Annotated in this window: 16 protein-coding genes; 12 read left to right on the top strand and 4 right to left on the bottom strand. The window is 57.2% G+C overall.

The genetic code is table 11. The features are described from left to right. Window positions 1–13 precede the first annotated feature (13 nt). Window positions 14–301, bottom strand: coding sequence for a HigA family addiction module antitoxin (locus MMC1_RS14815; protein WP_011714455.1), 288 nt, complete (start codon window positions 299–301; stop codon window positions 14–16). A 12-nt stretch (window positions 302–313) separates the two neighbouring features. Next, entirely contained in the window at window positions 314–592 is a 279-nt protein-coding gene (locus MMC1_RS14810) for a type II toxin-antitoxin system RelE/ParE family toxin (protein WP_011714454.1), read from the bottom strand. 42 nt (window positions 593–634) lie between these two features. Here MMC1_RS14810 and MMC1_RS14805 point away from each other — a divergent pair, with 42 nt between their 5' ends. From MMC1_RS14805 to MMC1_RS14760, 10 genes are read left to right on the top strand one after another with little or no spacing between them, the layout of a single operon-like run. Beyond that, the gene (locus tag MMC1_RS14805; protein ID WP_041641268.1) at window positions 635–1,867 is read left to right on the top strand and encodes a S49 family peptidase; all 1,233 of its coding nucleotides are present in this window, start codon (window positions 635–637) and stop codon (window positions 1,865–1,867) included. A gap of 14 nt (window positions 1,868–1,881) precedes the next feature. Further along, window positions 1,882–2,547 (top strand): head decoration protein, encoded by a 666-nt coding sequence (locus MMC1_RS20425; protein WP_011714452.1) that lies wholly within the window; start codon window positions 1,882–1,884, stop codon window positions 2,545–2,547. A 2-nt stretch (window positions 2,548–2,549) separates the two neighbouring features. After that, window positions 2,550–3,563, top strand: coding sequence for a major capsid protein (locus MMC1_RS14795; RefSeq protein ID WP_011714451.1), 1,014 nt, complete (start codon window positions 2,550–2,552; stop codon window positions 3,561–3,563). Between the two features lie 2 nt (window positions 3,564–3,565). Then, on the top strand, window positions 3,566–3,883 hold the full coding sequence (locus MMC1_RS14790) for a head-tail joining protein (protein WP_011714450.1): 318 nt from the start codon (window positions 3,566–3,568) through the stop codon (window positions 3,881–3,883). Beyond that, window positions 3,883–4,143 carry a hypothetical protein gene (locus MMC1_RS14785; protein WP_041640933.1) on the top strand — a complete coding sequence of 87 codons (261 nt, stop codon included), beginning with the start codon at window positions 3,883–3,885 and terminating at the stop codon, window positions 4,141–4,143. The genes MMC1_RS14790 and MMC1_RS14785 overlap by 1 nt, the downstream gene beginning before the upstream one ends. Window positions 4,144–4,154: 11 nt before the next feature. Next, on the top strand, window positions 4,155–5,072 hold the full coding sequence (locus tag MMC1_RS14780) for a hypothetical protein (RefSeq protein ID WP_011714449.1): 918 nt from the start codon (window positions 4,155–4,157) through the stop codon (window positions 5,070–5,072). Between the two features lie 2 nt (window positions 5,073–5,074). After that, window positions 5,075–5,446: a hypothetical protein gene (locus tag MMC1_RS14775; RefSeq protein ID WP_011714448.1), complete on the top strand. Its 372-nt coding sequence runs from the start codon at window positions 5,075–5,077 to the stop codon at window positions 5,444–5,446. Window position 5,447: 1 nt separating this feature from the next. Beyond that, on the top strand, window positions 5,448–5,858 hold the full coding sequence (locus MMC1_RS14770) for a phage tail terminator protein (protein WP_011714447.1): 411 nt from the start codon (window positions 5,448–5,450) through the stop codon (window positions 5,856–5,858). A gap of 5 nt (window positions 5,859–5,863) precedes the next feature. Further along, on the top strand, window positions 5,864–6,604 hold the full coding sequence (locus MMC1_RS14765) for a phage tail tube protein (protein ID WP_011714446.1): 741 nt from the start codon (window positions 5,864–5,866) through the stop codon (window positions 6,602–6,604). Between the two features lie 5 nt (window positions 6,605–6,609). Further along, window positions 6,610–7,002, top strand: coding sequence for a hypothetical protein (locus MMC1_RS14760; protein ID WP_011714445.1), 393 nt, complete (start codon window positions 6,610–6,612; stop codon window positions 7,000–7,002). 68 nt (window positions 7,003–7,070) lie between these two features. Here MMC1_RS14760 and MMC1_RS14755 read toward each other — a convergent pair whose 3' ends face one another. Further along, the gene (locus tag MMC1_RS14755) at window positions 7,071–7,301 is read right to left on the bottom strand and encodes a toxin-antitoxin system HicB family antitoxin (RefSeq protein ID WP_011714444.1); all 231 of its coding nucleotides are present in this window, start codon (window positions 7,299–7,301) and stop codon (window positions 7,071–7,073) included. After that, window positions 7,289–7,723: a putative toxin-antitoxin system toxin component, PIN family gene (locus tag MMC1_RS14750; RefSeq protein ID WP_011714443.1), complete on the bottom strand. Its 435-nt coding sequence runs from the start codon at window positions 7,721–7,723 to the stop codon at window positions 7,289–7,291. Before MMC1_RS14750 ends, MMC1_RS14755 begins: the two co-directional genes overlap by 13 nt. Window positions 7,724–7,827: 104 nt before the next feature. Here MMC1_RS14750 and MMC1_RS14745 point away from each other — a divergent pair, with 104 nt between their 5' ends. Beyond that, the gene (locus MMC1_RS14745; protein WP_011714442.1) at window positions 7,828–11,379 is read left to right on the top strand and encodes a phage tail tape measure protein; all 3,552 of its coding nucleotides are present in this window, start codon (window positions 7,828–7,830) and stop codon (window positions 11,377–11,379) included. Window positions 11,380–11,386: 7 nt separating this feature from the next. Then, the gene (locus MMC1_RS14740) at window positions 11,387–11,752 is read left to right on the top strand and encodes a hypothetical protein (protein WP_011714441.1); all 366 of its coding nucleotides are present in this window, start codon (window positions 11,387–11,389) and stop codon (window positions 11,750–11,752) included. The last annotated feature ends 2 nt before the right edge of the window (window positions 11,753–11,754 follow it).

Raw genomic sequence — 11,754 nt, 5'->3', positions numbered from 1 at the left:
TGGAACCCTTACCTTAGGCGGCATGAGGAGCGATCTCATTTGAGATGGACTCGCCTACAGATGTTTCTGCAAGAGATAGATCATAGGCCTGTTGCAGGTTCATCCAAAACTGGGGTGTTGTACCAAAATATCGTGCTAACCGCAGCGCTGTCTCAGCGCTGATGCCTCGCCGTCCACGAATAATTTCACTGATTCGGGTAGCGGGGACACGCAACGCAATGGAAAGCGCATTGGCACTCATGCCCATGGGTACAAGGAACTCCTCTTTGAGGATTTCACCAGGGTGGGTTTTGACGCGCATGGCAAACCTCACTTAGTGGTAGTCAACAATCTCAACTTGGTGTGCGCCATCATCTTTCCAAACAAAGCAGATGCGCCACTGATCATTGATGCGGATCGAGTGCTGTCCCACCCGATCATGCTTCAACGCTTCCAATCGGTTCCCGGGTGGAATACGCAGGTCATTCAGTTGCACCGCAGCATCCAACATATCCAGCTTGCGTAAGGCAATTTTGGAGAAGGCAACAAACTTCTTCACCCTTTCCCCTGCATAGAGCGACTCAGTCGCTTTGTCTCGGAAGCTAATGATCATGCTTATACCTTATAACGGACAACGTTAAACGGCAACAGTTCAATGAATCAGACACTACTACCCCAATTCGCATCCCGAATCCTCGGGACGCCGCTTATGGTCGACCGTGCCCGCTTGGAGACTATCCTCTCGGTGATCGGTCCCCGCATCGGCTTGGAGCCAACGGCCATGCCCAGCGGCTTTGAGCCCAAGGACCATAGCTCTGATTTGATGGTCACCCCCAATGGAATCGCCGTCGTGCCTATCCACGGCACCCTGGTAAAACGGGCGGGGGCCATTGAGGCGGCATCGGGGCTCATGTCCTACGCCTCCATTGAAGAGAAGCTGCTGGATGCCGCTACCGACCCAGCCGTGCGAGCAATCCTGATGGATATCGACTCCCCTGGTGGTGAAGTGGGTGGGGTGTTTGATCTGGCCGCCATGATCAGCGAAGCGGGGCAGGGCAAGCCCATCTGGGCGCTGGCCGATGACGCTTTCTCTGCTGCCTATCTTATCGCCTCCCAGGCGCACAGGATCATCGTGCCCCAGACAGCTGGGGTGGGCTCCATCGGCGTCATAGCTGCTCATGTGGATGAGTCGGAGAAGGATGCCAAAGAGGGGCGCAGCTACACCACCGTGTTTGCTGGAGCCCGTAAAAATGACTTTTCCACCCACGCCCCGCTGTCGGATGCGGCCCGTTCGAACCTGCAACAGGAGGTAGACCGTCTCTACGGCATGTTCACCGGCATGGTGGCATCGGGGCGGGGCATGCCAGAGGCTGTGGTCAGGGCCACAGAGGCCGGACTCTTCTTTGGCGACAATGCCGTTAAAGCTGGCTTGGCTGACCAAGTTGGCACCATCCGCGATGCTTTGGCGGGGCTCACCGCCCTTATTGAATCTCCCAAACGAACATTCATGCACAAATTGGAGGCCCCTATGCCCACCGATGATACCCCTGTGTTGGATCAGCCCATGGCTATCACCACCCCACCTGAACCCCCATCCAACGTGGTCGACCTGGACCAGGTCCGTGCCGAACACGGCAAACAGATGCGCGATGAGGCTCAGGCCATTGTGGATCTCTGTGCCCTGGCGGGCATGCCCCACTTGGCAGGTGGTTACATCGCCGAAGGTACCGCTGCTGAGGCGGTACGCAAAGAGCTACTGGCCAAACGGGCTGAGGCTGAAGAGATCCATTCCGAGGTGATGCCCGGTGATGGCACCCGTATGCAGCCCAGCCAGAGTCTTGAAACCAACCCGGTGGTGGCCTCCTGCCGCAAACTCGCCGGTCAATAAGGAGGTAATCAACCATGCCTGCGATTCAACAAGCCAACAATCTTGGGGATGTGCTCAAGTTTGAAGCCCCCAACCTTTATTCCCGAGAGACCGTCACCGTGCTGGGCGGGGTGGGTACCGAACGGGTGCTGCCTGTGGGCACCGTGATTGGTCGCCGTACCAAATCCGAGGTAGCCGCTGCGGCCGATGCGGGTAACTCCGGGGATGGCACCATCGGGACCGTTACCCTGGGATCCCAGGCCGTGCCCGGTGTCTACAGCCTCACCTGCATCATCGCCAGCGCTGACAGCGGCACCTTCCAGGTAGTGGATCCCAATGGTCACCGCCTGCCCGATGTGACCGTGGGTGTGGCTTATGACACCTCCCACCTGAAATTCACCATCGATGATGGGGCTACGGATTTCGTGGTGGGGGATCACTTCACCGTGCTGATCACCGGGGATAGCAACGTGGTGGCCATGGACCCCGCAGCGGTGGATGGAAGCGCTGATCCCATCGGCATCATCGCCCAGCGTGTGGTTGCCCCAGTGGGTCAGAATGTGCCAGAGGTGGCCATCCTTCGCTACGCCATCCTGGCTGACCATGCTGTGGTCTGGCCCGACACCATCAACGAAACCCAGAAACTGGAAGCTATCGCAGCCCTTGAGGCCCGTGGCATCCTCATCCGTCAGGGAGTATGATCATGGCTCTTGCCGCAAATCCATTCAATAATGATGCGTTCGGTACCGTCGCCCTGACGGCAGCCATCAACATCCTACCCAATCGCTATGGCAAACTGGATGGCATGGGCATCATGCCCGCCCGTCCTGTGCGCCTGCGTCAGATTGCCATTGAAGAGCGCAATGGAGTGCTCTCCCTGCTGCCTACCGCAGCAGTAGGATCCCCTGGAAGTACCGGTAAGCGCGGAAAACGGCGTATCCGCTCCTTTGTTATTCCCCATATCCCCCATGATGATGTGGTGCTCCCTGAAGAGATTGCCGGGGTGCGTGCCTTCGGCAGTGAAGGGGAGCTTGAGGCGGTCTCCGATGTGCTGGCCATGCATCTGCAATCCATGCGGGATAAACATGCCATCACTCTTGAGCACCTGCGTATGGGGGCTTTGAAGGGAGAGATACTCGATGCCGATGGCTCGGTAATCTACAACCTCTTTGATGAGTTCCAAATCAGCCCTAAAACCATCAACTTTGAGTTAGACGATGCCACCACCGATGTAAAGGCCAAATGCCTGGAACTGAAACGCTATCTGGAGGATAACCTCCGAGGTGAATTCATGACCGGGATCCATGTGCTGGTTTCTCCAGAGTTTATGGATGCCCTGACCGGCCATGCCCGCGTCGAAAGCGCCTATCAGCTGTGGCAGCAGGGGGTGATGCTGCGTAGTGACATGCGCCATGGGTTTGAGTTTGGAGGCGTTGTGTTCGAAGAGTATCGGGGCCAAGCGACGGATCCCGGTGGGACTGTGCGGCGCTTTATCGCTGCAGGGGAGGGGCATGCCTTCCCCGTAGGAACCGCCCAAACCTTCTGCACCTATTTTGCCCCTGGCGATTTCAATGAGAGCGTCAACACCCTGGGGCAGCCGCTCTATGCCAAGCAGGAGCCCCGTAAGTTTGAACGGGGCTCTGATCTGCACACCCAGTCCAACCCGCTGCCCATGTGCCACCGCCCTGGCGTGCTGGTCAAACTGACCGCCAGTTGATCATGGCTGCCTGGGATGACGGGCTGAATGGTCTCAATGCAGCCTGTATTGAGGTCTTTGGCCAAGCCATCATCCACACCCCCGCTGGCGGGGAGCCATCTGAGCTCTCCGCCATTTTTGATTCCAGCCGTGAGATCACCACCATTGATGCCGTTGGGGTGCCGGTACAGAGCTATCGACCGGTCATTGAGGGGCGAGAGGCCGACTTTGCCACACGTCCTGCGGTGGGTGATGGGGTGGCTGTCGGTGGGATCAACTACCGCGTCATGGATGTGCAACCCCGTGGGGATGGCTGGTTGGTACTGATTCTTCGGAGGTAATGGTGTCTCTGTTTAAGAAGGTGTTTCCCGAACTGGTGCATGAGGCGGAGAGCCTGCTCATCCGCCGTATCGCCTATGACCTGGATGGCAACCCTGAATACATCGGGCAGGCCAATCCAGGGGCCCTGGATGCTGATGACGCATGGTTTGTCCGCCGCATCGCCTATGAGGGGGGCAATCCGGTCTCCATCCTGTTTGCCGAAGGCTCCACCAAGTTTAACAAGCGCTGGGATCTGCGTGGATCCTATGACTATCGATAGGAGCAACCATTGTGTACGCACGTTATGATTACAACGCTGGAGCCAGCATCAGCAACCTGCTGTCGGATATTGTGGCGCTGCTGACCGGCACCACCGATAAGGCGACGTTGTCGGCATCCTGCAATCAGGCCTCTACCCAGATTATCTCTCAGGTGGCCGCCGGATGGACCCTGCATGATGCCAGCGCCGGAACCAACATGCAGTGCCTGAAGGCCCCGCTGGCGGATGATGCCAGCGCCTTCAAATATCTGTGTGTGGATCTGAACACCACCGGCTATCTGTTTCCCAAGGTGTATGAAGCGTGGGATGCAACGGGTCATGCTGGGACCAATATGGCGAGCACCAGTGACAGCACCAGCTACAACCAACGCATCGATACGAGCAATGGCGGGTCGCTCTATATCTGGGCCTCAGCACGGTTTGTCATGTTTGCAAGCCAGACGGCAGCAGGGTGGGCCAGTACCACCAAACCTGGTCCATCCGGTATTGTGGAACGAACCCGATACTTGCCCTGGGATACCCCCGCAGCCGGGTGGCCACCCTTTTTGTGGTGCAACCTCGGATATGCCATGTATGGCACTTTGGGTTATTCACCCCGACAGATGCAGAAGGATGAAACACCTGTCACAGGTAATGCTTCCTCACTAACCGCTGGAACGGTCTGTTTCTCAACATTGGCCATGCCTTCGGGCAGTGACCAGAAGGTACCGGATGGTGCCGGTGGTTCCACCATCCCAGCCTGGCCTTTGATGGGCCACAACGTTAACCAAATGCCCCTGATGTACGGTGAGATCTCCTCGCTGTGCGATATCTGGGTGATCCCCGACAATATGGCGGCAACCCACGATGTGCTCTCCATGGATGGCAAGCAGTACTCGGTGGTGCAGACCAACGGAACCACCGAATCCATGATCATTCGTAAGGGCTGATCATGGCTGATCTGAATGATCCCGGTTTTGCCCTGGATGGGGCCTATTGGCCTCTCCCATCTGTGGGTGGTGTTCTTGAGCGATACGGCAGCCATTCTACGCTTCTGGATCAGGTCATCTCCTATGTGGGAGGCCATCTTGAGCCCAGGGCAACCTCAAGTATCGCCTATCCATCAGGCATTCCCCTGATCAGTCTGCTCAACGTACCCATTCCTCCGGCCAGTCACTGTCAGATTTTGACCCAGATTACCCCTGCCTTTCCTCATCGGTTTGGCCCCAATGATTGCTTGGGTGATGTTAGCGCTACAACCCCCAGCATAGGTCCATGTAAGCCACCGCTGATCTCTGTGCTTCCCCCGCTGATAAGGATCTGAGGTGCAAAATTATTTGCAGGTTGAAGGGCTGATCGTTCAGCGGTTGAAGGATCAGCTTGAAGGGATCCGTGTGCTCTCATCCTGGGGTGTGCCAGTGATCAGGGAAGAGCCGGATCTTCCGCCCACGGTGATCATCTTTCTGGAAGAGGACAAGCCGGGGCCAATCCAGGGTAATCAGCAGAAGGTTGAGCAGACCTGGCTCTGTCTGGTGGTGGTGCGGGATGCAGAAACCGATGCGGGCGCATTGATCAGTCGGGTGATCAATACGGTGGTGGGTTGGACTCCGGATAGAACCCTCTTCAAACCCTTTCAGCGGACAGCCTCGGCTTATTCACCGGACTACTCACCCAATGGAATCTTCTACTTTCCGTTGGCGTTTGAGACATCGTTTCTATTCAAAACAACGGAGTAAAGACTGTGGGCAAAAAAACACATACCCTCATCGGCGGTGGAGAATGCTTCATCGGCCCCTTTGGTGGCGGCGCGGGCATGCGCTTTTTGGGCGAGGCTTCAAAAGTCGAGTTGAGTTTCAGTGAGGAGAAGAAAACTCTCAAAAACTACTCCACCCCTGGCGGCGGCACCGCCGACACCGTCTCCCTCATCACCGATGTGCAGCTTGTAATCACCGCCCACGGCTTTGATGTGGACTCCCTGGCCATGGCCACCTTTGGTGAGTCGGGATCCATTGCCGGAGGCACCGTCACTGATGAATCCCACGTCGCCTATCGGGGTGGGTACCTCCGTGCCAAGGAGGGCGTGGACCTCTCTGCGGTTTCTCTTACCAATGACGCTGTACCCCTGGTGGAGGGTACCGATTATGAGGTCAAAGGGGGTGGTGTGCGTATTCTGGAGGGGGCCACCAATGTGGTGGATGGGGACACGGTCCTTATGACCTATACCCACGCCTCCTCGGCCAGCGTTGAGGCGATCCTCAATGCCGGTAAGGAGTACATCATGGCGTTCGATGGTTTTAACCAGGCCTTTGATGGCAAACCGGTGGTGCTGGATGTCTATCGAGTGAAGAACACCCCATCCTCCCTGGGACTGGTCACCGACGACTTTGGCAGCATTGAATTTACGTTCGACGTGCTCAAAGACGACGGCAAAATCGGTGCAGGCGTCTCTCAGTTCTTCAAACTGATGCAGATTGAGGGGTGATGGCCATGGGACGTCTGATTGCCAAAACGGCAGGTGAACTCGCTTATCACGTTCGAAAGTTTACTGTGGGTGAGATCTACGAGTTCTTTAACAAGGCTGTCGATGCCCAGGCCACAGAGCCCGACTGGGTAGGTAACGTGCTGTTTGAAGAGGTCACCATCCAAGATATCCTCACCTTCAGCGATCTGACCACAGAGCAGATCCATGCGATGGAACCGGAGGTGTTGGAGACCATCATCACGGCGATCAAGGAGGAGAACCCCCATTTTTTTGCCGCCTGCCAGCGTCTGGAAGAAGCCGGGAAGCGGCTCAATCAGGTGCTGACGACAGCAAGCGAAGAGTCGGACAGTTCAAGCGGGCCATCTTCACCCTCATCAAACTCGGACACCCCGGTGTGATGGATTACACCTGGGAGATGTTCCTGGATGCGCTGGACTTTGAAGCGAACCTCCAACGATAACAAGAGCTACTTGGACTGCTTTGTAAACGCGCGGTCTAACTTGTCCAGGATGGATAGACCTGCATCAACAGAGCCTCTGGCAGCCATGACACGAAAACGTGACTCCAGGTCAAACTGTGCCAAGGCAACCGTTGAAAACTCTTCCATTAACTTGTTGAGGCTGACATTTCTCTGCTTAGCCAGCTCTTTCAAGCGTTGATGTTTATCATCAGGCAAACGGATGGTTAATGTTCCCATGAGGCGTTCCTCCGGAGTAGTTCAGCAGGTGTCACAATCTGCAGGTGGGGGAATTGCAACTCGGGTGCTGCAAAATCCTTGATATTGTGGGTCACGATCATGGATGCACCACCTGCCAAAGCCAGTTCAATGATGTGATTGTCTCCCTCATCTTTAAGGTTGGGTCGCCATCCAAAATAGATGTTTGTCCAACGGGAGACACCCATAAGAGCTTCTAAAAGTGCCTTTCGTTCCTGAGGCAAAACCGGGCATTTTTCGAACAGTTCCTCCCGACCCAAGAGCGACTCATATTCTGCAAACAGTGCTGCGCCCATGATTGGGTAGTAGTGCCTTTGTAAACATCCTCGCAGAACAGCTCTGCTAGCCCCTTTTGGGCTGAGTAATGCGGCGACAAAAACGCTGGTATCCAAAATAATATCCATACCTAGATGATAGCGTATATGCTGTCGCTTAGTCCAGCACGGTTCCAGTTGACGATTCAGGCTTAAGCCATACAGGTTGTCTTACAAGAGGATATTTGTAGCTCATGGCCAGAACTACTGCCGCCTTGTCGTTCGTTATCCGAGCCAACGATGATGAACTGCGTTCTGCTGTCACCCGTATGCAAAGCGACTTCCGTCAGGGCGTGCAGTCCATGGCCTCGGCTGCCCAGACCCAGGCGCAGCGTATCAATGGGGCACTGTCGGACATCGATGGTTTTCGCAATCTGAAACGGCAGATCCAGGAGAGTGAAGATCAATGGCAGGCGGCCACCCGTGAGGTGGCCCGTCTTGCGGTGCAGATGCAAGAGACTGAAACCCCCACCCGCGCCATGACCCGTGCCTTTGAGCAGGCCAAGCGTAATGCCCGTGCTCTTAAGGATCAGCTGGATGCCCAGCGGGAATCCCTCCATGCTTTGCGGGGTAACTTGCGTCAGGCCGGAGTAGACACCAGCCGTCTCAGTGAAAGCCAGGAACGCCTCCAGCGGGATCTGCGATCGGCTACCCGTGAGGTTCAAGCGCAGAGCCGCGTGAACCGCGCCTTTGCCACCATCGGCGTGCGCTCCATGCGCGAGGTAGAGAGCGAAGTCCAGCGGCTGGAAAACGCCTATCGGGAACTGGCCCGCTCCGGTCGGGTTTCTGCGGCGGATCTAAATCGTGCTCATCAGCAGATGCAGAGCCGGGTGCGGACCCTGCGCGGTGAGATGCATGGCCTGAACAGTACCATGGGCGGCATGGCCGGTACGGTACGGAATCTGGTAGCGGCCTACGCAGGGTTTGAATCTATCCGAGCGGCCTTCGGCTTTATCAAGGATTCCATCCTTACCTATGCCGCCTTCGATGACACCATGAGGCAGGTGGCGGCGACGTCGGGCGCAACGGCAGAAGAGCTCACCCTATTGACCGAGCTGGCCAAGGAGATGGGCTCCTCCACCCGTTTCTCGGCCACTCAGGCAGCGGGTGGTCTGAAAGCCATGTCCCTGGCGGGGCTCTCGGCATCCCAACAGCTTCAAGCTCTACCAAAAGTTTTGGAGCTCGCTGCTGCGGGTTCGGTTGATCTGGAGACCGCAGCGGGGATCGCTACCGCCTCCATGGCCCAGTTTTGGTTGCAGGCCGGTGAGCTTGGGCATGTAAATGACATCCTGGTCACTGCCTTCACCAACTCCGCCACCAACATCCAGGATCTGGGGCTGGCGCTGCAATATGCGGGACCGGTAGCCAAAGCTGCGGGGAACAGCTTTGAAGAGACCGCCACCGTTCTGGCCCTGCTGGCCAAGAACGGCTTCTCTGGGGAAAAAGCGGGTACCGCCCTGCGTGCTGCCTATGCTCGTCTGCTGGCCCCGGTGGATAAAGCCCAAGAGGCCATCAACCGTATGGGCCTTCAGACCCATGATGCCACCGGCCAACTGCTGCCCATGACTGGTGTGCTGCGCAACCTGAAGGTAAGTGGGGCCGATGCCGCCGACATGATCCAGATCTTCGGGGTGGAAGCCGCGCCTGCGTTGACCGCTGCCGTAGGCATGTCCTCCCAGGCCTTTGAGGCGTTGGTGGCCAAGTTTAATGAAGTGGGTGGCGTCGCCGGACGTGTAGCTACCGAGATGGAAGCGGGCATGGGCGGGTCCATCCGTTCCCTGGAGTCCGCATGGGAGGGGGTGAAGATTGCGGTTGGTGAGGCCATAGACAAACACAGTTCATTGAATCTCCAGGATCTCACCGCTGCCATCAATGAAAACAAGGATGCCATCGTCGAACTGGCCCTGGCTGGTGTGGATCTGGCTGCCATGCTGGGTCGAGTGGCTCTGATGGTTGGCGAGTTCATCCTAGCGTGGAAAGAGGTCATCGGCGTGCTGGGTGGGGCGTATCTGGCCATCAAAACCCTGCGTGTGGCCATGGCAGCACTCACTGCACTTCAGACCGCTCAGTGGTTTCTAACCGTTACCCGTGCTGCCTCTGGCTTGGTAGCCGTGGTAGGCGCTCAGGGATTGGTTGGCGCATTGGCGCTGGCCCGCACCCGTCTGCTCTCTCTTATCTCCATCAATCTGGCCGGGTTCTTTATCCGGGGTGCTGCCGCTGTTGGCAGTCTACTCGCCGTGCTTACCGGTCCGGTGGGGCTTGTAGCTGGCGCTACCGCTGCTGTGGGGGCTCTGGGCTATATGGCCTACTCCTGGTTGAAAACCAAGGATGCCCAGGATGAGGCGGTTGCATCGGGTCAAGCAGCGGTTGAAACCCAAAAGCAGGTAGCGGATCGCCTCAAACAGATCGGCCAGCAGCTAGGGATCAATATCCCCGATATGGAGACCTTCAACCGTCTACAGCGGGAAGGCACCATCATCGCCGACAAAAGCACCGGGGGATGGCGCTTGGCGGCACAGGCTGCCTCGGAGGCAATCCAGACCCAACGGCGTGCAGCCCAGGAAGCGGCCAACCAGCTATCCAACTTGACCCGCCAGCGGACATCTGCCCAGCGCAAACTGGCTGCTTTGGAGCAGCAGCTGGCTGAAGAGCAGAAGCGTCAGGCCCGTGAGGTGCTTACCGAGAAGATCCGTACTGCTGAACAGTCGGTCCAGGCCACCGAGCGTGCCCTGCAACAGAGCCTGACTGCTGAGAAGCGATTGGCCGATCAGATCCAGGGCATCGAAGAGAAAAAGCGCAACGCCCGTATCTCCACCGAGGATAAGGTGCGCTCGCTGTTGGAACGCAACATGTCCGACCGGGAGAAAGAGACCTCCCGCGCTGCAGCCGCTTCCCAAAAACTGGCTGAAGCTCAGAGGCTTCTTTCCCAAACAACGCTTTCCGAGCAGGACATTAAATGGGCCGAATCCCTGGCCCGTGGGGCCCAGGATGCCTTCTCCAGTTTGAATGATACCTCCACCGCCATCCGGGGTGTGCAGGATGCCGGGGATGTGCTGGATCAACTCTATCAGCGCCAGGAGGAGAGTGCACGAAAAGCGCTTTCTACCCAGAAAGATCAGACCACATCTCTTACCGAGCAGTTGGAAACAGCACGTGGTCAGGTGGATCTGCTCAAACAGGCTATGGAAGCCCTTCCTGACCGGGTCACCAAATCAGTCGAGCTTCAGGCCCAGGTTGAGCAGGCCCAATCTGCACTCTCAGCCATCGAAAAGCAGATGGCGGCGTTAAAAGACAAGACCATCACCGTAACCGTGCAAACGGTAGAGGCCAGACAGGCAGGGGGTATGATCGGTCTGAACCGGGGTGGTCGTCTCCCCGGCTATGGGGGTGGGGATCGGATTCACGCCTTGTTGGAAGCCGGTGAGATTGTCATTCGCAAAGAACGCTCCCGGGTCTTCCGTGATCTACTGCTGATCATCAACTCCGCGCCCATGGATACGGTGCGGCGCATCCTGCCCAACCTTCCCAGGTTTCAAACCGGGGGGATGGTGGGGCTTCCGGAGATCCCAGCGCTTCCTCAGCTCTCCTTTGCTGGAGCCGGTGGAAATCAACAGCCCTCAGTAGAGGGGATCGTTCAGCTTGATCTGACCATGAACAGCAGACCAGCGGCCTCCATCACTAGCCCCCGGCAACAGGTGCGGCAACTGGTAGATGCCCTCAAGGAACTGCAGCGCGGTACCTTCTGATATCCCGATGAAACAACTTGGTGATTTAACACTACCTGAGTCGATCCAGTGGAGCGACCGTCGGGCATGGGCCCCTGTTTCTATGGAGACAGCCCGCACCCTGGGCGGCACCCCTGTGCTCTGGTCCCAACCCCTGATCAAAGGCAGGCCCATCACCCTGGAGGCCGCAGATGGGGTGACCTGGCTGGATCAATCCACCGTGATGGCCATTGAGGCCATGGCTGCGCAATCCGGGGCGGTTTTCCCGCTTATCTGGAGGGCAGAGAGCTATCAGGTGATGTTCCGCCATCACGAACCACCGGCCATCCAGTTCCAACCCCTCTGGCCGCACCATGATCTCTACACCGGTACCATCAAGTTAATGGAGATTTGAAA

The sequence above is a fragment of the Magnetococcus marinus MC-1 genome, from assembly GCF_000014865.1.
Lineage (GTDB): Bacteria > Pseudomonadota > Magnetococcia > Magnetococcales > Magnetococcaceae > Magnetococcus > Magnetococcus marinus.
Note: the sequence above shows the minus strand (reverse complement) of the source record. Positions and strands in the feature narration are given on the sequence as shown.

What these genes read in the sequence shown, in the direction of transcription:
- MMC1_RS14745 (WP_011714442.1), top strand. Translation starts at nt 7,828, where the DNA reads ATGGCCAGAACTACTGCCGCCTTGTCGTTCGTTATCCGAGCCAACGAT.
- MMC1_RS14760 (WP_011714445.1), top strand. Translation starts at nt 6,610, where the DNA reads ATGGGACGTCTGATTGCCAAAACGGCAGGTGAACTCGCTTATCACGTT.
- MMC1_RS14740 (WP_011714441.1), top strand. Translation starts at nt 11,387, where the DNA reads ATGAAACAACTTGGTGATTTAACACTACCTGAGTCGATCCAGTGGAGC.
- MMC1_RS14755 (WP_011714444.1), bottom strand. Translation starts at nt 7,301, where the DNA reads ATGGGAACATTAACCATCCGTTTGCCTGATGATAAACATCAACGCTTG.
- MMC1_RS20425 (WP_011714452.1), top strand. Translation starts at nt 1,882, where the DNA reads ATGCCTGCGATTCAACAAGCCAACAATCTTGGGGATGTGCTCAAGTTT.
- MMC1_RS14810 (WP_011714454.1), bottom strand. Translation starts at nt 592, where the DNA reads ATGATCATTAGCTTCCGAGACAAAGCGACTGAGTCGCTCTATGCAGGG.
- MMC1_RS14795 (WP_011714451.1), top strand. Translation starts at nt 2,550, where the DNA reads ATGGCTCTTGCCGCAAATCCATTCAATAATGATGCGTTCGGTACCGTC.
- MMC1_RS14815 (WP_011714455.1), bottom strand. Translation starts at nt 301, where the DNA reads ATGCGCGTCAAAACCCACCCTGGTGAAATCCTCAAAGAGGAGTTCCTT.
- MMC1_RS14805 (WP_041641268.1), top strand. Translation starts at nt 635, where the DNA reads ATGAATCAGACACTACTACCCCAATTCGCATCCCGAATCCTCGGGACG.
- MMC1_RS14785 (WP_041640933.1), top strand. Translation starts at nt 3,883, where the DNA reads ATGGTGTCTCTGTTTAAGAAGGTGTTTCCCGAACTGGTGCATGAGGCG.
- MMC1_RS14775 (WP_011714448.1), top strand. Translation starts at nt 5,075, where the DNA reads ATGGCTGATCTGAATGATCCCGGTTTTGCCCTGGATGGGGCCTATTGG.
- MMC1_RS14790 (WP_011714450.1), top strand. Translation starts at nt 3,566, where the DNA reads ATGGCTGCCTGGGATGACGGGCTGAATGGTCTCAATGCAGCCTGTATT.
- MMC1_RS14750 (WP_011714443.1), bottom strand. Translation starts at nt 7,723, where the DNA reads ATGGATATTATTTTGGATACCAGCGTTTTTGTCGCCGCATTACTCAGC.